The sequence below is a fragment of the Streptacidiphilus sp. EB129 genome, from assembly GCF_041262645.1.
Taxonomy (GTDB): domain Bacteria; phylum Actinomycetota; class Actinomycetes; order Streptomycetales; family Streptomycetaceae; genus Streptacidiphilus.
The window spans coordinates 88,714-106,159 of record NZ_JBGCCS010000021.1 but is presented as its reverse complement, the minus strand read 5'-3'; the positions used below and the strand labels follow the sequence as shown (position 1 = coordinate 106,159).

The 17,446-nt window shown below is 73.0% G+C and carries 17 protein-coding genes; 4 read left to right on the top strand and 13 right to left on the bottom strand.

The features are described 5' to 3' along the window. Positions 1–38 precede the first annotated feature (38 nt). Positions 39–749 carry a lysophospholipid acyltransferase family protein gene (locus ABH925_RS24425; RefSeq protein ID WP_370151004.1) on the bottom strand — a complete coding sequence of 237 codons (711 nt, stop codon included), beginning with the start codon at positions 747–749 and terminating at the stop codon, positions 39–41. Positions 750–917: 168 nt separating this feature from the next. On the opposite strand from ABH925_RS24425, the gene ABH925_RS24420 reads away from it, so the two are divergent. Both ABH925_RS24420 and ABH925_RS24415 read left to right on the top strand, forming a co-directional pair. Then, on the top strand, positions 918–1,676 hold the full coding sequence (locus ABH925_RS24420) for an alpha/beta hydrolase (RefSeq protein ID WP_370151003.1): 759 nt from the start codon (positions 918–920) through the stop codon (positions 1,674–1,676). 5 nt (positions 1,677–1,681) lie between these two features. Continuing rightward, positions 1,682–2,203 carry a hypothetical protein gene (locus ABH925_RS24415; RefSeq protein ID WP_370151002.1) on the top strand — a complete coding sequence of 174 codons (522 nt, stop codon included), beginning with the start codon at positions 1,682–1,684 and terminating at the stop codon, positions 2,201–2,203. Between the two features lie 69 nt (positions 2,204–2,272). Here the strand turns inward: ABH925_RS24415 and ABH925_RS24410 are convergent, their stop codons facing one another. From ABH925_RS24410 to ABH925_RS24375, 8 genes are all read right to left on the bottom strand, one after another. Further along, a complete protein-coding gene (locus ABH925_RS24410; protein WP_370151001.1) occupies positions 2,273–2,854 on the bottom strand; it encodes a TetR/AcrR family transcriptional regulator in 582 nt (193 codons plus the stop codon). A gap of 11 nt (positions 2,855–2,865) precedes the next feature. Next, the gene (locus ABH925_RS24405) at positions 2,866–3,732 is read right to left on the bottom strand and encodes an alpha/beta fold hydrolase (RefSeq protein WP_370151000.1); all 867 of its coding nucleotides are present in this window, start codon (positions 3,730–3,732) and stop codon (positions 2,866–2,868) included. Positions 3,733–3,790: 58 nt separating this feature from the next. After that, on the bottom strand, positions 3,791–4,573 hold the full coding sequence (locus tag ABH925_RS24400) for an endonuclease/exonuclease/phosphatase family protein (RefSeq protein WP_370150998.1): 783 nt from the start codon (positions 4,571–4,573) through the stop codon (positions 3,791–3,793). A gap of 119 nt (positions 4,574–4,692) precedes the next feature. Further along, positions 4,693–5,634, bottom strand: a complete 942-nt coding sequence (locus tag ABH925_RS24395; protein ID WP_370150997.1) for an ROK family glucokinase — start codon at positions 5,632–5,634, stop codon at positions 4,693–4,695. A 147-nt stretch (positions 5,635–5,781) separates the two neighbouring features. Continuing rightward, the gene (locus ABH925_RS24390; protein ID WP_370150996.1) at positions 5,782–6,294 is read right to left on the bottom strand and encodes a DUF5304 family protein; all 513 of its coding nucleotides are present in this window, start codon (positions 6,292–6,294) and stop codon (positions 5,782–5,784) included. Between the two features lie 116 nt (positions 6,295–6,410). Next, positions 6,411–7,670 carry an ArsA family ATPase gene (locus ABH925_RS24385; protein ID WP_370150995.1) on the bottom strand — a complete coding sequence of 420 codons (1,260 nt, stop codon included), beginning with the start codon at positions 7,668–7,670 and terminating at the stop codon, positions 6,411–6,413. After that, positions 7,670–8,128: an SRPBCC family protein gene (locus ABH925_RS24380; RefSeq protein ID WP_370150994.1), complete on the bottom strand. Its 459-nt coding sequence runs from the start codon at positions 8,126–8,128 to the stop codon at positions 7,670–7,672. Before ABH925_RS24380 ends, ABH925_RS24385 begins: the two co-directional genes overlap by 1 nt. A gap of 51 nt (positions 8,129–8,179) precedes the next feature. Further along, positions 8,180–8,947: a metallophosphoesterase gene (locus ABH925_RS24375; RefSeq protein ID WP_370150993.1), complete on the bottom strand. Its 768-nt coding sequence runs from the start codon at positions 8,945–8,947 to the stop codon at positions 8,180–8,182. 197 nt (positions 8,948–9,144) lie between these two features. Here ABH925_RS24375 and ABH925_RS24370 point away from each other — a divergent pair, with 197 nt between their 5' ends. Next, the gene (locus tag ABH925_RS24370) at positions 9,145–10,941 is read left to right on the top strand and encodes a long-chain fatty acid--CoA ligase (protein WP_370150992.1); all 1,797 of its coding nucleotides are present in this window, start codon (positions 9,145–9,147) and stop codon (positions 10,939–10,941) included. A 121-nt stretch (positions 10,942–11,062) separates the two neighbouring features. On the opposite strand, the gene ABH925_RS24365 is transcribed toward ABH925_RS24370, so the two are convergent. Beyond that, entirely contained in the window at positions 11,063–12,193 is a 1,131-nt protein-coding gene (locus tag ABH925_RS24365; RefSeq protein ID WP_370150991.1) for a glycosyltransferase family 4 protein, read from the bottom strand. Positions 12,194–12,371: 178 nt separating this feature from the next. Between ABH925_RS24365 and ABH925_RS24360 the strand changes: the two genes are divergently transcribed. Next, positions 12,372–13,619 (top strand): glycosyltransferase 87 family protein, encoded by a 1,248-nt coding sequence (locus ABH925_RS24360; protein WP_370150989.1) that lies wholly within the window; start codon positions 12,372–12,374, stop codon positions 13,617–13,619. 28 nt (positions 13,620–13,647) lie between these two features. Here the strand turns inward: ABH925_RS24360 and ABH925_RS24355 are convergent, their stop codons facing one another. From ABH925_RS24355 to ABH925_RS24345, 3 genes are all read right to left on the bottom strand, one after another. Beyond that, positions 13,648–14,958: a hypothetical protein gene (locus ABH925_RS24355; RefSeq protein ID WP_370150988.1), complete on the bottom strand. Its 1,311-nt coding sequence runs from the start codon at positions 14,956–14,958 to the stop codon at positions 13,648–13,650. A gap of 60 nt (positions 14,959–15,018) precedes the next feature. After that, positions 15,019–15,948 carry an NlpC/P60 family protein gene (locus ABH925_RS24350; RefSeq protein WP_370150986.1) on the bottom strand — a complete coding sequence of 310 codons (930 nt, stop codon included), beginning with the start codon at positions 15,946–15,948 and terminating at the stop codon, positions 15,019–15,021. A gap of 444 nt (positions 15,949–16,392) precedes the next feature. Next, entirely contained in the window at positions 16,393–17,337 is a 945-nt protein-coding gene (locus tag ABH925_RS24345; RefSeq protein ID WP_370150985.1) for a ribose-phosphate diphosphokinase, read from the bottom strand. Positions 17,338–17,446 lie beyond the last annotated feature (109 nt).

Below are 17,446 nucleotides of genomic sequence, written 5' to 3'. Positions count from 1 at the left end.
CCCCCTCGGTACCCCCGGTGCCGCCCGGCGCAACGTGGTCAGGCCTCGTCGGACGGGGCCTGCTTGGCCGCCTTCCTGGCGTCCTGGATCTGGCGCTTGGCCGCGGTGGCGTAGATGTCCACGTACTCCTGGCCGGAGAGCCGCATGATCTCGTACATCACCTCGTCGGTGACCGAGCGCAGGATGAAGCGGTCGTTCTCCATGCCGTGGTAGCGGGAGAAGTCCATCGGGGCGCCGATGCGGATGCCGGGGCGGACCCCGAAGTTGGGCTTCACCTGGCCGGGCGGCTGCAGCTTCTCGGTGTCGATCATCGCGACCGGGATCACCGGAGCGCCGGTGGCCAGCGCGATCCGGGCCACGCCGCCGACCTTGCCGCGGTAGAGCTTGCCGTCGGGCGAGCGGGTGCCCTCCGGGTAGACGCCGAACAGCTCGCCGCGCTCGATCACCTCGATGCCGCTGCGGATGGCCGCCTCGCCTGCGCCGCGCGCCCCGGAGCGGTCCACCGGGAGCTGGCCGACGCCCTTGAAGAACGCGGCCGTCAACTTGCCCTTGACGCCCGTTCCGGTGAAGTACTCGGACTTCGCGATGAAGGTGACCCGGCGCTTCAGCAGCGCGGGCAGGAAGAACGAGTCCGAGAAGGACAGATGGTTACTGGCGAGGATCGCCGGGCCCTCGGCGGGAATGTTGTCCATTCCCTCGACCCACGGACGGAAGAAGATCTTCAACAGCGGAGCGACGATCAACTTCATCAGTCGGTAGAACAACCCTGGCCTCCAGATTCACGAACCACCCAGAACCTTAGCCGCTCGGCTCCGGGTGAGCTGTACGGGTACCGCGCCCGCGTGGGACTATGCCGGTCAACCCCGTTGTTGACGTAGCTGTTGTCGACGTAACTGCCAGTGCGATGGGAGCCGCAGATGCCGCTCATGCCCGGTGCCGAACCGTACCGCCACCACGGCGGACCGGTCGGAGTCCTGGTGTGCCACGGGTTCACCGGCTCGCCGTTCTCGATGCGGCCCTGGGCCGAGGCCGCCGCCGCGCAGGGCCTCAGCGTCTCGCTGCCGCTGCTGCCCGGCCACGGGACGCACTGGCGTGACCTCAACATGACCCGCTGGCCGGACTGGTACGCAACGCTGGAGCGCGAGTTCGAGCTGCTGTCCAAGGAGTGCGAGCAGGTCTTCCTGTTCGGCCTCTCCATGGGCGGCGCCCTCTCGCTGCACCTGGCCGCGCGGCACGGCGCGGCGGTGTCCGGCCTGGTGCTGGTCAACCCGCTGGTCAAGATGCCCGGACAGGCGCACCGGGCACTGCCGGTGGTCCGGCACCTGGTGCCCAGCCTGCCCGGGATCGCCAACGACGTCGCCAAGCCCGGGGTCGACGAGGGCGGTTACACCCGCAACCCGCTGCACGCGGCACACTCCATGGCGCAGTTCACCAAGGTGGTGCAGGCCGAGCTGCCGCAGATCACCCAGCCGCTGCTGCTGTTCCGCAGCCCGCAGGACCATGTCGTCACACCGGGCAGCGGCGCGCTGCTGCTGTCGCGGATCTCCTCGACCGACGTCGAGGAGCGGCTGCTGGAACGCAGCTTCCATGTCGCGACCCTGGACCACGACGCCGAGACGATCTTCGAGGGCAGCCTGGACTTCGTGCGCCGGCTCGCGCCCGGGGCGAAGGGATGAGCGCGGTGCCCGATCTGCCCGAGGTCCCGGAGGACGGCCAGCCGGCCGAGCCGGCCGAGCGGGCCACCGACGACGAGCTGTTCGCCCAGCTGGTCGCGGACTACGACATCCCGGTGGACGCGGAGGCGAAGTCCTGGCCGGACGCCGAGGACGTCTCCGACCTCGCCCCGCAGCCGCGGCCCCGGCCGGCGGCCGGTGCCGGGTCCGGCATCATCCGGCTTCCGGTGGTCCGGGCCATCCCGCCGGTCGACCCCCGGGCCTGGACCCCGGCCGAGGATCCCGACGAGGAGCGGTACGTCCCCCCGCCGCCGCCTCCGCTGCCGCAGACCGAGACCACGACCCGGCTCGCGGTGGTCGCCGTCGTCGGCGGCATCGCGCTGGCGCTGGCCACGCTGTTCGGACAGCTCCCGGGGATGGCCGCGGTGCTGGGCGTCGGCCTGTTCGTCGGCGGCGTCGCCACCCTGGTCATGCGGATGCGCGAGGACGACGAGGACGACATCGACCCCCACAACGGCGCGGTCGTCTAGTCCGAATACCCGTCCGGCACCGGTCCGGCATCCGTCCGGTCCGGCATCCGTGCCGCCGCCCGCCCGTGGTCAGGGGGTGGCGGCGGCGCGCTGGGCGAGGCCGGCGGTGAGCAGGTCGGTGAGGAAGGCGAAGCTGGCGTCGAGGTCGGTCGGGAGCAGGTACCCGGCGCCGAGTTCCAGGCCGACGAAGCCGGCCACCATCGCGCGGATGGCGCGGACCGCGTGCACCAGGTCGTCGCCGCGCAGGCCGTAGCCCCGGACCGTGGCGAAGGCGATCTCGACCAGCTGTCCGGCCGCGGCGTCCAACTCGGCCTGCCGGTCCCCGCCCTGGGGCGGGGACTCCAGCAGCGAGTGCCGGTGCGGGTACTGCGCGGCGTAGCCGCGGAACGCGGCGAGGAAGGCGCGCAGCGCGTCGTCGCCGGCCAGTCCCATCACCGACGTGCCCAGCCGGTCGGCGGCCTCGGTCAGGATCCGGATGGCCATCAGCACCCGCAGGTCGTCGAGGCTGCGGACGTGCTTGTAGAGGGAGGGGGCGGCGACACCCGCCCGTTCCGCGACCGCCTTGAGGGTGAGGCCGGCCGGGCCGGCCTCGTCGAGCACCTCCAGGGCGTGGCCGGTGACCAGTTGCGGTGTCAGCCCGGCCCTTGGCATCGGGGGTGTCCTCACTTCTCGGTGGTCGGCGACTGCGGGTCGAGGCCCAGGATAAGCGCTGTGACCTGCTGCGGAGCATCCACCTGCGGGTGGTGGCCGGAGCCGTCCAGCAGTTCCACCGGGGCGCCGAGCTGCTCGCCGACCCACCTCGCCTCGACCGTGGCGTCGGGGAAGTCGGCGTCGGCCGTCCCCATCACGACCAGGATCGGCACGCCGGACGCCTTCGCCCGGGGCAGCTTCGCCTCGGCCGGGGAGTGGCTGCCCGCGCACATCTTGGCGTAGGCCTGCATCCGTCCCGGTTCCTTGAGGTTGGCCTTCACCGACGCCAGGTACTCGTCGTAGTCGGCGGGGCGCTTCGGGAACATCTTCGGCCACCAGGCGAACCAGATCGCGCCGGTCAGGAACGGACGGACGATCAGTGCGGTGCCGATCCGCCCGACCAGGGTGGCCGGCGCGTCGCGGACGAACGGGCCCGCCAGGACCACGCCGCGGACCAGCTCCGGGTTGTCGGCGATCACGTGGACCGCGGAGGCCGCCGTGTAGGAGTTGCCGTAGAGCAGCACCGGGCCGGCGTCCAGGTGGCGGATCAGCGCCGCCAGGTCGCTGCCGGTGACCTCGGAGCTGTAGCCGTCGAAGCCGGTGTCGGACTCGCCGAGGCCCCGGTAGTCGGTGGTGACCACCCGGTAGCCGGCCGCGACCAGCATCGGGGCGAGGAACCGGAAGGTGCCGCGGATGTCGCCCATGCCCGGGGCGAGCAGCACGACCGGGCCGGTGCCCTGGTCGTCGTACGCGATCCGGTGCGTACTCCCGTCCGCGGACCGGACGGGCAGGTACCGGGTGGTGGGGCGCTCAGTGCTGTGCGGTGTGGCTGTACTCATGACGACCTCCGTTGGCGCATTCCGATAGCCATAAAGCTATGGCGATTAGCCACATGCGTCAAGCCTTGTGTTCGGCGGCGGCGGGCAGCCGGAGCAGGGCGAGCACGGGGAGATGGTCGGTGGCGGCCAGCAGGTCACGTCCGGGCAGGTCAGGGATGCCGCAGCCGAGGACCTGGAGGCCCGGAGTGGCGTACACCGCGTCGATCCGCTGGAACCGCGGACCCCGCACCGGGATGCCGGAGATGCCCCACGGCGCGACCGCGTGGCCGTCCTGCAGCCGCTCGGCCAGCAGCCGTCGGCCGGGGGCCTCCGGGGCTTCGTTGAAGTCCCCGCCGACGACCGCGTGCGGGGTGCCCGCGGCGGCGCGCACCAGTTCCAGATGCTCCAGCAGCAGTTCGCACTGGAGGTGGCGCTCGCGCCGGTCGAGCGAGAGATGACAGCTGGTCAGCACGACCGGGGCGGCCCGCCCCAGGCGCAGCACGCTGGTGGCGAAGCCCCGTTGGTAGAGGCCCGGCGTCCGGGGCAGGAACACGTCGTGGACGGACTGCGGGACCGCGCGCAGCCGCCCCAGCAGCAGCGGTCCGGCCGCACTCAGGCCGCCGGAGAGGACCATCAGCCCGGTGGCCCGGGCCAGCCAGGCGGCCTGCTGCCGGGGCAACCAGAACCGGGGCGACTCCTGCACGCACACCAGGTCCGGATCGCAGGCGCGGACGACCCGCACCAGCGCGGTCCGGTCGTCGCGCAGCGACCGGATGTTGTAGCTGAGCACCCGGACCAGTTCGGAGCCGTCCGGCTGCGGGCCGGAGGGGGGAAGTGGACCGGACGGAACGTCAGCGACCATACGCCCGATGGTAGTCGGGGCACGCGAAGACGGCCGCGACCGGCGCGGCCGTCTTCGGGCGGGCAGAGCTCACAGGGTCGGAGCAGGCGGGTCGGACCGGGAAGGTCGGACCAGAACGGTCAGACCTGGCGGGCCAGGTCTGCGGCGCCGGCGATCCCCGCCGCCGAGCCGAGCGAGGCCAGCACGACCTCGGCGCGGGGCCGGTGCACCCCGCCGATCAGGTACTTCTCGAAGGCCTTGGCAACCGGCTCCAGCAGCAGCTTGCCGGAGTCGGAGACCCCGCCGCCGAGCACGAACACCGCCGGGTCGAACAGCGAGGCCAGATCGCCCATGCCCCGGCCGAGCCAGTCGGCCAGCTCGTCGTAGGCCTCCAGGGCGAGCAGGTCGCCCTCCTGCGCCGCCTGCGTGATCTGGCTGCCGGTGATGGTGTCGGCGATGCCCTCGTTCAGCTCCAGAAGGCGACGGCCCAGCGCCGGGTCGCCCGCCGCACGCTCGCGGCCGTAGCGGCGCAGCGCCCGGCCCGAGCCGTACTGCTCCCAGCAGCCGTGCGAGCCGCAGCCGCAGAGCAGGCCGTCCGGCACCATGTTGAGGTGGCCGATCTCCCCCGCCACACCGAAACTGCCACGGTGCATCCGGCCGTCGAGGACGATGCCGCCCCCCAGGCCGGTGCCCACCGTGATCATGATCATGTCGTTGTGCTGGGCCGCCGCACCAAAGCGGAACTCGCCCCAGGCCGCCGCGTTGGCGTCGTTCTCGACGACCGTCGGCAGGTGCACCAGGTCCTCGATCCGCGCCTTCAGCGGCTCGTTCTCCCAGTCGATATTGGGAGCCATGATCACGGTGGAGCGGTTCCGGTCGACGTAGCCGGGCGCACCCACGCCGACCGCGGTGATCTCGTGCTGCTGGCGCAACTCCTTGACGGCATCCACGATGGCGCCGACGGCCCACTGCGGATCGGCGGGTGTGGGCACCCGCGTCCGAGCCAGGATCTCGCCGTTCTCGTCGACGACCCCGGCCGCGATTTTGGTACCCCCGACGTCGACGCCGATGGTCAGTCCCATGTGTCCCTCAGTCTCCGCTGGCTTCACCGCTCGCCGGTACCGTACCGGCCCGGACCGGGCCAGGTACACACCTGTGCGTACATTAGCCGAAGACAGAGGGATTGGGACCAGGAGTCCAGCCTTCAGAAGTCGTAGACAGTGGGGGCGTCAGTCGAGGTCAATGTGCTCCGAGGAGGAGCGCTTCTCGGCGGCCCAGCGCTTCTCCGAGGCGGAGACGGCGGAGCGGTACGCGGCGAGCAGCTCGCCACCGGCGGCGATCAGGTGTCCGTACACCTCCGGGTACTTGACCCGCAGCGGCGAGGCCAGGTCCTGCATGGCCCCGAGGGTGTCGCCGTTGCTGACCGAGTTCTGGGCCGCGGTGATCTTCTCGCCCACGGTGGTGGCGAACTTGCGCACCTCGTCCACCAGCGGGGCCAGCTCCGGGCCGAAGAGGTCGGCCGGCGCGGCCGGCTGCCCGGCGGGCCGGTCCTCGACGGTGCCGGCCGTCGGCTTCTCCAGGGACGGTGAACCGTCGGCGGCGGGTGTGGCGGCGGCGGGTGCGGCATCGGCGGCGGGCGAGGCGTCGGGGGCGGGCTGGGCGCCGGTGATCGGTGCGGCGTCGGCGCCCTCGGCCACTGCCTGGGCCCAGACGTCGTCGTGGCGATCGTCGGGAGTCGTCATGGTGCTGCTCCTTCTGCGAGCTCCGAGGGGTCCGTTCCGACGCTACCCCAAGCGGGTTGGGCCGTCGGCGTACTGACCTAACGTCCCGCCCGCCCCCGGCGTGCCCGCGGCCGCGGCTACCCGCGGGGCCAGAGCTGCGGGTCCGGGGTGAAGCGGACCGCCAGGACGCCGTCGCGGAGGGCGGCGCCGGAGACGGTGCAGCGGCGCAGCGCGGACGGCAGGGTCAGCGTGCGGCGGTAGGCGCCGACCCCGAGCACCAGGTCGTCGCCGCGGCGGACCAGGTCGAGGTCAGGGCGCTCGGCGCCGGGCAGCGGGATCCGCCAGACCAGCACCCGGTCGGGGGTGTCCAGCAGGTCCTGCACCGCCCAGGGCGCGGACGCCGACGGCTGGTACTCCCCGGGCTCGGACTCCCCGGGCTCTGCCTTGCCGGCGAGGCCCAGGGCATCCAGGTCCGGCCACCCCTGCGGCTCATGACCCAGGTGCGGCACCGCCCGTACCGGTACGTCCCACTCGGCGCGGAGCACGGCGAGCTGGTCCTGCTGGGCCTGCCGCAGCGGACCTGCGATCGCGTCGGTACTCTGCGGCACCGAGGGAACGACCCCGGGCAGCAGCCGGTTGACCAGCAGCGACTCCACCCGCTGGCCGTGCAGGGCGAGCCCGGCCCGGGCGCTGCGCAGCGCGGCCACGGCGTGCGGTCCGGCCGGGGCGTCGACGACCAGCCGGACCGTGGTCCCGGGAGCGTCGGTGACCGCGCGGACCTGGGCGAGTTCGGCGGCGGCCCAGCTTCGGGCTTCGAAGATCCAGTCGGCGGGCATCGGCACCCCGGCGACGGCGGCCAGCACCGGGCGCAGCGCGCGGGCGGCCTGCCGCTGCTCGGGGACCAGCCGCCCCAGGTAGCGGTCCAGCTGCTCCGGCAGCGCGAGCGCGGCGAGCAACTCGGCCACCGGGGGCGCGTCCACCACGACGGTGTCCCAGCCGCCGGCCGCGCTGTGGGTGCCTGCGGCGCCGTGCGTGCGCAGGGCGTCCAGCAGTGCCAGGTGACCGGCCCCGGGCAGGGCGCTGAGCTCGTCCCGCTCCAGCGGGTCCACGCCGAGCAGGTCGAACAGCGGCTTGGCCCGGCCCAGCAGCCGGGTGGCGGCGTCCCTGAAGGCGGACTGCGGGTCCAGCCGCGCGGCCCACAGGCCCGGGGCCAGCTCGGCCGGGGCGGTCTCCAGCGCGGCTCCGACCAGCCGGTCCACGGTGCGGTGCGGATCGTCGGCGGCGAGCAGCAGGGTGCGCCGCCCCTGCGCGGCGGCGAGTGCGGCGGTGGCCGCGGCCAGGGTGCTGCGGCCGCTGCCGCCGTTGCCGCTGACCAGCACGACCCGGGGTGCGGTCATCAGGCGTCGACGCCCGAGGCGCTCTGCGACTCGACCCGCTTCTTCAGGCCGGCCAGCGCCCGGTCGATGATGACCTTCTCGGCCTTGCGCTTGATCATGCCCAGCATCGGGATCTTCACGTCCACCGCGAGCTGGTAGGTCACCTCGGTGCCGCCGCCCCTGGCCGGGGCCAGGGTGTAGGAGCCGTCCAGGGACCTCAGCATCTGGCTCTTCACCAGGGTCCAGCTGACCTGCCGGTCGCCGTCCCAGGTGTAGGCGAGGACGTGCTCGTCCTTGATGGCGCCGGCGTCGAGCAGCAGTCGCACCTGCTCGGCGCGGCCGTCGGGCCCCTGGCCGAGCACCTCGATCTCCTTGACCTCGCCGGTCCAGGCCGGGTACGCGTCGAAGTCCGCGATCACAGCCATGACCTGGGCCCCGGTCGCCTCGATGGTGGTGCTTGACCTGGTGTGCTCCGCCATCGGATGGCCTCCGCGTCTCGACATGCTGCTGACTGCACGAAGGTTACCGTTTCACCATTCGAGGACCCAGGGCCGCCCGGTGGAACGGAAGTGCCCGACGTTGACACACTCGCTGCGGCCGATCCGCATCCGCCGTGCGAGCGGCTGGTGCACATGGCCGAAGAGCACGTGACCGGGGCGGACGGTGTGGATGGCGTCAAGGATCGCCTCGCTGCCGCGCTCGAAGCGCCGGGCCACGGTGTCGTAGGTGAGCTCGGGCACGGCCGGGGGGATGTGGCTGCACAGCACGTCGACCCGGCCGAGGGCGGCGACCTTGGCGGCGTAGGTCTCCTCGTCCACCTCGTAGGGGGTGCGCATCGGCGTCGGCAGTCCGCCGCCGACGAAGCCGAAGGTGCGTCCGCCGATCTCGACCACCTCGCCGTCGAGCACCCGTACCCCCTCGCGGGCGTACTCCGGCCAGAGCCCCGGCATGTCGACATTGCCGTAGGTGGCGAAGGTGGGCACCGGGAAGGCCGCGAAGAGCTCCGCGTACTGGCGCCGGACCGCCTGCTCGGTGGCCTGGGCCCGGTCCACGTCCAGCCCGGCCCAGAGCAACCGGGAGAACTCCTTGGCCTCCTGGAACCGGCGGGCGTTGCGCAGGCCCACGATGCGGGTGGCGTTCTCCGCACCGAAGAGGTCGGGGAAGATCCCGCGCGAGTGGTCCGCGTAGTCCAGGAACAGGATCAGGTCGCCGAGGCAGAGCAGCGCGTCCGCCCCGTCCCCGGCCCGCGCCAGCGCCTCGCTGTTTCCGTGTACGTCACTGACCACATGCACCCGCATGGTGCGCACTCTATCGAGCGGTCGATTACCGGCGGGTCACCCGTGGCCTGCCGTAGGGTTCGAGGAGCAGCAGCGACAGGAAACCTGCCGCTCACGGGAGTGTGACACAGCGAACACATTCGCCGTCGCCTCTTTCGGAGCGCCGCTACTGAGCAGTAACGTCCCAGCGTCCCAGCGTCGCAGACCGAGGAGCAGTCTTGCGCGAGTTCAGCCTTCCGGCTCTCTACGAGGTGCCGAACGGCGCAGACCTCACCGACCTCATCCACCGGAACGCCGAACGGCATCCGGAGGTCGCCGTCGTCAGCCGCAAGGTCGACGGCCACTGGGAGGACCGCACCGCCGCCGAGTTCCTGGCCGAGGTCAGGGCCGCCGCCAAGGGCCTGATCGGCTCCGGCATCGCCCCGGGCGACCGGGTCGGGCTGATGGCCCGCACCCGTTACGAGTGGACCCTGCTCGACTTCGCCATCTGGTGCGCCGGCGCGATCACCGTCCCGGTGTACGAGACCTCCTCCGCCGAGCAGGTCGAGTGGATCCTGGGCGACTCCGGCGCGGTCGCCTGCATCGCCGAACTGCCGCGGCACGAGGCGGTCATCGGCGAGGTGCGCGAGCGGCTGCCACAGCTGCGCCAGGTGTGGCAGATCGAGGCCGGCGGCGTGCAGGACCTGGTCCGTGCGGGGCAGGAGGTCCCGGACGCCGAGGTCGAGACCCGACGGGCCGGGCTGGGCCCGGACACCATCGCGACCATCGTCTACACCTCGGGCACCACCGGCCGTCCCAAGGGCTGCCAGCTCACCCACGGCAACTTCCTCAGCGAGCTGGGGAACATCGTCGCCCGGATGCCCCCGCTGTTCCGCACCGGCGAGTCCTCGGTGCTGCTGTTCCTGCCGCAGGCCCACGTGCTGGGCCGGATCGCGGAGATCTCGGCGGCACTGGCCCCCATCAAGATCGGCCACCTCGCGGACATCAAGGAGGTCGTGGCCGAGCTCAGCAGCTTCAAGCCGACGCTGATCCTGGGCGTCCCCCGGGTCTTCGAGAAGGTCTACAACTCGGCCCGGGCCAAGGCGCAGGCCGAGGGCAAGGTCAAGATCTTCGACCGGGCGGCGGAGACCGCCATCGCCTACAGCCGGGCGCTGGACAGCGGCGGCGCCTCGCTGGGGCTGAAGCTCCGTCACAAGCTGTTCGACGCGCTGGTCTACAGCAAGCTGCGGGCCGCGCTGGGCGGCAGAGCCACCCACGCCATCTCCGGCGGCGCGCCGCTGGGCGAGCGCCTGGGCCACTTCTACCGGGGCATCGGCTTCACCGTCCTGGAGGGCTACGGCCTGACCGAGACCTGCGCCGCCACCGCCTTCAACCCGCACGACGTGCCGCACATCGGCAGCGTCGGCCAGCCGCTGCCCGGCTCGTCGATCCGCATCGGCGACGACGGCGAGGTGCTGCTCAAGGGCCCGCAGGTGTTCACCGGTTACTGGCAGAACCCGGACGCCACCGCGGAGGCGCTGCGGGACGGCTGGTTCGCCACCGGCGACATCGGCACCCTGGACGGCGACGGCTTCCTCACCATCACCGGCCGGAAGAAGGAGATCATTGTCACCGCCGGCGGCAAGAACGTCGCCCCGGCCGTGATCGAGGACCGGATCCGGGCCCACCCGATCATCGGCGAGTGCATGGTGGTCGGCGACCGCAAGCCCTTCATCGCCTGCCTGGTCACCGTGGACCCGGAGTTCTTCCCGACCTGGAAGAAGCTCAACAACAAGCCCGACGAGGCCACCGTCGCCGATCTGCTGCAGGACGCCGACCTGGTCGCCGCCGTGCAGTCGGCGATCGACGACGGCAACGCGGCGGTGTCCCACGCCGAGGCGGTGAAGAAGTTCCACATCCTCGACACGGTGCTGTCGGAGGACTCGGGCCACCTCACGCCGTCGCTGAAGCTCAAGCGGGGGATGGTCCTGAAGGACTTCTCCGCGGAGGTCGAGGCGATGTACGCCACGCGCTGAGCGGCACGTTGGCAGACGGGCAACCACTTACTACCTAAGGGGCGCGGGGAACTGCGCTGCCAACCATGCACCTCCGTAGAGGGCTGGTCGCGCAGTTCCCCGCGCCCCTTAGGTAGTGCAACTACAGCAAGGCGGCCAAGCGGCCCGCAAGCAAGTCCCAGCGCCAGCTCTGTTCTACCCAGGCGCGGCCGCGGGCGCCCAGGCGGGCGCGGAGGTCGGGGTCCTGCAGGAGTGTGACCAGGCGGTCCGTCAGCGCCTCGACGCTGCGCCCGGGGACGACGTAGCCGGTCTCGCCCTCCAGGACCGCGTCCGGCGCGCCGCCGGAGTCGCCGGCCACCACCGGCAGGCCGGTCGCGGAGGCCTCCAGGTAGACGATGCCGAGCCCCTCCACGTCGAGCCCGCCGCGGCGGGTCCGGCAGGGCATGGCGTAGACGTCGCCCGCGCCGTAGTGCGCCGGCAGCTCGGACCAGGGGACGGCGCCGGTGAACCGGACCGACCCGGCCACTCCGGTGGCGGCGGCGAGCCTCTCCAGGTCGGCGCGGTAGGGCCCGTCGCCGACGATCAGCAGCACCGTCCCCGGGACCGCGGCCAGCACCCTGGGCAGCGCGCGGATCAGGGTGTCCTGGCCCTTGCGCGGTACCAGCCGCGACACGCACACCACGACCGGACGGTCCGTCAGCCCCAGCCGGGCCCGGACCTCCGCGCCGCCCGAGTCCGGGTGGAAGGTCTTCTCGTCCACCCCCGGCGGCACCTGGGCCATCCGTCCCGCCGCGGCCGGACCGACCGCGGCGGCGATCCGGGAACGGGTGTACTCGCCGAGGTAGGTGAGCGTGTCGGTGCCCGCGCCGATCCGGCGCAGCAGCTGCCGGGAGCCCGGGAGCTGCGCCCAGGCGGCCTCGTGGCCGTGCGTCATCCCCAGCAGCCGCTCCGCGCCGGCCGCCCGCAGCGACGGGGCCATCAGCCCCAGCGGGGCCGCCGCACCGAACCAGACCGAGCCGCAGCCCTCCGCCCGGAGGATGTCGGCGGCCCGCCGGGTCACCCTCGGCGTGGGCAGCAGCATCGTGGTCCGGTCGCGGATCACCGGGAACGGCTGCTCCGCGTCGAACCGGGCGGCCTCGGCTCCGTCCCGCCAGGTGGAGGCGTAGACGACGATCTCGCCGGGCGCCATCCGGGTCGCCATATTGTGCACGAATGTCTGGATACCGCCGGGTCGTGGCGGGAAGTCGTTCGTGACGATCAGCGTCTTGTGCATAGTCTGGCGGCTTGCCCTTCCAGGTACTCGGTCCGGCGTTCTCGGCGCAGCGGTTCGTGGTCCGTACGATAGGCCAGTGCGATGCCCTTCCGGCGTCCGCCTCGACCCGCCCGACCATGCTCCGGTTCCGACACCGCACGACTGACCCAGCGAGGATTCCATCACCGTTCACCCGCCCTTGCTGCGCGGCGCCGCGCTGCCGCCCCCGGCGGAGGCATCCGGGCGGGTCCGGCCTGCCTGGCGGCGGGAGCTGCCGCTGGCCTCGTGCTGGCTGCTGACCCGCACCCTGCTGCTGCTCGCCGCGCTGGGCGTGATCGCGGGCGGCGGTCTCGACGTGACCAGCGACGTCAAGGTGATCTACCAGGGCTGGGCGCAGATACTGCAGACCGGAACGTTTCCGCTGGACGACGTGACCTGGCAGTACCCGCCGCTGGCGGCCCTGGTGATACTGGTGCCCAGTTGGCTGCCGTGGTCCTACTTCACGGGGTTCCTGGTCATGGTCGCGGTCTGCGACCTGGCCGTGCTCGGCGTACTGCTGCGGGCCTCCCGGCGGGGCGGCGGGAGCCGGGCCGGGGCCTGGCTGTGGACGGGCGCGGTGCCGCTGCTGGGGCCGACCGCCTACTGCAGGTTCGACCTGGTGGTCACCGCGGTGGCGGTGGTCGGGCTGCTGGCCACCGCGGTCCGGCCCCGGCTCAGCGGGGCACTGGCCGGCGTGGGCGCGCTGCTGAAGGTCTGGCCGGTGCTGCTGCTGATCGGCACACCGCGCGGGCGGCGCACCCGCGACGCCTGGACCGCGGTCGTCGCCACCGGTCTCGCGCTGTGCTTCTTCTGCGCCGTCACCATGTACGGGGCCTTCTCCTTCCTGGCCTTCCAGGGCGACCGGGGCGTGGAGGTCGAGTCGCTGGGGGCGCTGCCGTTCTTCCTGGCGCACCAGCTCGGCTGGTGGGGCGGCCACGCCGACATGCACTACGGCTCCCTGGAACTGCTGGGCCCGGGAGTGGCCCTGGTCGGCCGGCTGATGATGGCACTCACGCTGGCCGCCTTCGTCTGGCTGCTGGTCTGGCGGGTGCGGTCGCGGCGCTGGACAGCGGCGACCCCGTTCGACGCGGCGCTGGCGGCGCTGCTGCTCTTCACCGTGTCCAGCCGGGTGATCAGCCCGCAGTACCTGGTGTGGCTGCTCGGCGTGGCCGCCGTGTGTCTGACCTCACGCGAGACGGTGCAGCGCGGCACCGCCTGGCTGCTGGCCGTCGCCAGCGCGCTCACCTTCGTCGAGTTCCCGCTGTGCTTCGGCGATCTGGCGTCGTTCCACCCCCTCGGGGTGACCGTCCTGTGCGTCCGCAACCTGGTGCTGGCCGCCGCCACCGTGCTGGCCTGCCGCCGCCTCTGGCAGTCCACGGTGAGCGCCCCCGCCACCCCGGCCCCGTAGCACGCCCGGCCCGGACCGTAGCGGTCGGCTAGGACGTGGGTTTCAGGGCCGCGAGGAGGTCGGCGCGCCACTGGGCGGTGAAGGCCGTGAGGCCGACGCCCAGGGTGCCGCGCAACGCGGTGTCCGTGGCGGCGTCCTGGCCGGAGCGGCCGCCCGCGGCGGCGACCGCGCGGTAGAGCGCGACCAGCGCGGGCTGCCCGTGGCGCTGGACCACGCAGCGGCAGGCGAACCAGGCCTGCTGGTACGCCTGCGGCAGCCCCGGGGCCGAGCCGTCGAACGCGGAGTCCGCCGGCAGCTGGGCCGGCACCCGCCCGGCGGCGAGGTCCGCGGCGAGTTCGGGGGCGATCTGGGCGGGCGTCCGCCCGGTGCCCAGGTAGCCGGTCCAGTTGGCGGCGCCCTCGGAGAGCCAGCGGGGCGTCCACTGCTCGGTGATCGCCCGGGTGGCCACATGGGTGGTCTCGTGGGTGGTGACGACCCGTCGGCCGAGGGCGTTCAGGCCGTCCCAGACCTGCGGGTTGACCGTGATCCGCTCGGTGCGCCCGGCCTCGGCCGCGCCCAGCTCGCCGGTGGTGACGGCGGCGATGGCGCTGAAGCCGAGCGGGTCCGCGCCGAGCAGCGCGCCGAACTGGTCCAGGCCCAGCGGCACCTGGAGGACGGTGCGCTGCCCCCAGCCGTCGCCCCAGACCGCGCTGACGGCGGGCACCGCCCGGTCCGCCTCGTCGGCGAGCGGCTGCAGCCCTGCTGCCCCGCGCAGGCCCAGCACCAGGCAGTGCCGACCCTGCACGACGTTGACCGGGCCCAGGTCCCACAGCTCGGCGACACCCGGGCTCTGGCTCTGACCCGGGCTCTCGCCCGGCCCGCCGCTCAGCAGCCAGTCGGAGCCGATCCGGGTGAAGCCGAGGTACTGGTCGGCGGTCACCGGGGTGGCGTCGAAACCGGTGAGCCGGTACGCCAGTTGGACCCGTACCGCGCGGCGGTCCGCACCGTCGACCTGGGTCGGCGGCAGCGCGAAGGCGTCCAGGGCCCGCAGTCGGTAGTCCCAACCGGACAGCGGCACCTGGGCCAGGTTCCGCAGCAGCGTGCCCTGCTGGTCGATCAGGGCCTGCGAACCGGGGACGACGGTGGCGGTGAGCGCGTTCAGGTCGCGGCCGCGCACGCCGGCGGCGCGGCGGTCCAGCGTCCGCTGGATGCCGCGGCGGGCCGAGGCGTCGTCGTCGACCGCGTCCGCGACCTCGTCGGCGCGCCGGTCGTCCCGCCAGGTGACCCCGGCGGCGCCGAGGCCGGCCAGCAGCGCCGCTCCGGCGCCCGCGCCCAGCAGCGCCCGCCTGCCTGTCCTCACCCGTGCCGTCCTCATCGCCGCTGCCCGTCCCGGTCGCCGCGGCCGTTCCGGCCTCCAGTGTCAGGCGGGACGCACCACGGCCGCCACCGGCATGTCGTCGACCCGCTCGTAGCGGACCCTGGCGCCGGGGTAGGGGGCGTGGATCACCATCCCGTTCCCCGCGTACATCCCGACGTGGTGCATGTCGCCGTAGTAGATCACAAGATCCCCTGGGCGGGCCCGGGAGAGCGGGATCCGCTGTCCGGCGTAGGCCTGCCCCTGCGAGGTCCGCGGCAGCGAGACCCCGGCGTGGTGCCAGGACCAGTACATCAGGCCGGAGCAGTCGAACGCCCCCGGCCCGGTCGCCCCGTAGACGTAGGGCTTGCCCAGTTCGCCGCGGGCCGCCGCGAGCGCCGCCGCCGCGCGGTCCGAGGCGGGGCCCTGGTCCGGCGGCAGGGCCTCCCCCGCCGCCTGCGCGGCCGCCCCGGCCGCGTCGCTCTCGGCCTGCTGGATCGTGGCGCGCTGCTGGTCGTTGAGGCTGCCGAGCAGCGCCTGCGCCGCGCCCAGGCGGCGCTGGGCCTCGGCCTTGCTGCCGGCGATGGTCTGCTGCAGCAGCTCCAGGGCCGACAGCTGGGTCAGCGCCTCCGCCCGGTCCTGGGTCAGCCGGCGCTGGATGCCGCGCAGGTCCTGCAGGCTCAGCGCGGCCGAGGCGTCCGCCTGGTCGGCGTGGGTGGCCCGCTCCAGGTAGTCCTGCGGGTCGGCGTTGAACATCAGCTGCATCAGCGGGTCCATGCCGCCGCCCTGCCGGTACTCGGCGCTGGCGAGCGAGCCCACGGTCGCGGCCAGGGTGTTCACCTGCTGCTGCTCCTCGGCGATGTGCTGCTGCAGCAGCACCGCCCGGCGCAGCAGCGCCCGCTCCTGCTCCCGGGCCCCGTCGTACCGCTGACCGGCGACCTCCGCCTGCGCGTAGAGCGCGTCGACCTGCTGCTGCACGTCACCGGTGGTCTGCATGCCTGGAGACGCCGTACCTGGAGATACCGGCCCCTGGGCGGCCGGGCCCCGGGCTGCCAGGGCGCTCCCTCCGGTGCTCAGGACCGCGGCGGTGGCTGCGGCGACGGTCGCGGCGGTCCGGGAGAACAGCACCACGGCGGAGTGCTGGCCCAGAGGTCGGGCACGTCGGTGGGACGCCACGTGGGCGGGCTCCGTTCGTCCGGTGCGGGGCCGTGCCGCGACGCCGGATGCGTCACCGAGCCCAGCGGTCCCCCGGTGCCGCCCGGAAGGACGGTCGACGATGCGGAGGACCGAGCGCAGACGTTAGCGAGTCGGACACAACGACACCAAACACCTCGACTGGCGAATATTCATGCCAATCCCCAACGAACTGACGAAACGCCACGTCATCCTGGGTGATGCCGGGGCGGGCCCCGGCATCGATTCCCTCGATCGGGGTCACCGTCACACGGCGTCGAAGAGCGCGCTGACCGATTCCCCGTTGTGGATCCTGCGGACCGCCTCGGCCATCGCCGGGGCGATCGACAGGACGCTGAGCTTGTCGGTGCGCTCCCCGGCCGGGATCGGCACGGTGTTGGTGCAGACGATCTCCAGTACGTCCTCCTGGTCCGAGAGCCGCTTGAGCGCACCGGCCGTGAACAGTCCGTGGGTGCACGCGACGCGGATCGAACGGGCGCCCAACTCCCGCAGCCGGTCCAGGAGTTCGAGAACCGTGCTGCCCTTGGCGATCTCGTCGTCCAGCACGATGACGTCGCGCCCGGCCACCTCGCCGATCACCGAGCTGATGGTGACCCGGTCGTCCGCGAAGCGCTGCTTGGCCCCGGCCGCCACCTGGACGCCGAGCAGCCGGGCGAAGGCCGCCGCCTCCTTGGCGTTGCCCAGGTCGGGCGAGACCACGGTGGTCCGGGACAGGTCGTAGCGGCGGAAGTGCTCGGCCAGCTCGCGCAGGGCGTGCAGATGGTCCACCGGCACCGAGAAGAAGCCGTGCACCTGCGGCGAATGCAGGGTCATCGCCAGCACCCGGCCGGCCCCCGAGGCCACCAGCAGGTCGGCGACCAGGCGGCCGCCGATGGAGATCCGCGGCGCGTCCTTCTTGTCCGAGCGGGCGTAGGCGTAGTGCGGCATCACCACGGTGATCCGGCCGGCCGAGGCACCGCGCGCGGCGTCGCACATCAGCAGCAGCTCGACCAGGTTCTCCTGCACCGGGGTGACCAGCGGCTGGATCAGGAAGACGTCGCGCTCGCGGCAGTTCGCCTGCAGCTGGACCTCAAGGCAGTCATTGGCGAACCGGTTGACCCGTACCGGGTTCAGCGGTACGTCCAGATGGGCGCAGACCTCCGCGGCCAGTTCGGGGTGGGCACTGCCGCTGAACACCGCTATGTCACGCATCGACGCTCTCCTCGCTCAGGGGCCCGGCGCACGCGCGACCCGGCGCACGCGCCATCGAGGCCTGCCGCCCGGACCGACCGGACGACAGGCCTCAGGAACTGCGAGAACT

Excerpts from the sequence above, each read along its gene's own strand:
- ABH925_RS24425 (WP_370151004.1), bottom strand. The coding sequence starts at position 749 with ATGAAGTTGATCGTCGCTCCGCTGTTGAAGATCTTCTTCCGTCCGTGG.
- ABH925_RS24420 (WP_370151003.1), top strand. The coding sequence starts at position 918 with ATGCCGCTCATGCCCGGTGCCGAACCGTACCGCCACCACGGCGGACCG.
- ABH925_RS24410 (WP_370151001.1), bottom strand. The coding sequence starts at position 2,854 with ATGCCAAGGGCCGGGCTGACACCGCAACTGGTCACCGGCCACGCCCTG.
- ABH925_RS24405 (WP_370151000.1), bottom strand. The coding sequence starts at position 3,732 with ATGAGTACAGCCACACCGCACAGCACTGAGCGCCCCACCACCCGGTAC.
- ABH925_RS24400 (WP_370150998.1), bottom strand. The coding sequence starts at position 4,573 with ATGGTCGCTGACGTTCCGTCCGGTCCACTTCCCCCCTCCGGCCCGCAG.
- ABH925_RS24395 (WP_370150997.1), bottom strand. The coding sequence starts at position 5,634 with ATGGGACTGACCATCGGCGTCGACGTCGGGGGTACCAAAATCGCGGCC.
- ABH925_RS24390 (WP_370150996.1), bottom strand. The coding sequence starts at position 6,294 with ATGACGACTCCCGACGATCGCCACGACGACGTCTGGGCCCAGGCAGTG.
- ABH925_RS24385 (WP_370150995.1), bottom strand. The coding sequence starts at position 7,670 with ATGACCGCACCCCGGGTCGTGCTGGTCAGCGGCAACGGCGGCAGCGGC.
- ABH925_RS24380 (WP_370150994.1), bottom strand. The coding sequence starts at position 8,128 with ATGGCGGAGCACACCAGGTCAAGCACCACCATCGAGGCGACCGGGGCC.
- ABH925_RS24375 (WP_370150993.1), bottom strand. The coding sequence starts at position 8,947 with ATGCGGGTGCATGTGGTCAGTGACGTACACGGAAACAGCGAGGCGCTG.
- ABH925_RS24365 (WP_370150991.1), bottom strand. The coding sequence starts at position 12,193 with ATGCACAAGACGCTGATCGTCACGAACGACTTCCCGCCACGACCCGGC.
- ABH925_RS24350 (WP_370150986.1), bottom strand. The coding sequence starts at position 15,948 with ATGCAGACCACCGGTGACGTGCAGCAGCAGGTCGACGCGCTCTACGCG.
- ABH925_RS24345 (WP_370150985.1), bottom strand. The coding sequence starts at position 17,337 with ATGCGTGACATAGCGGTGTTCAGCGGCAGTGCCCACCCCGAACTGGCC.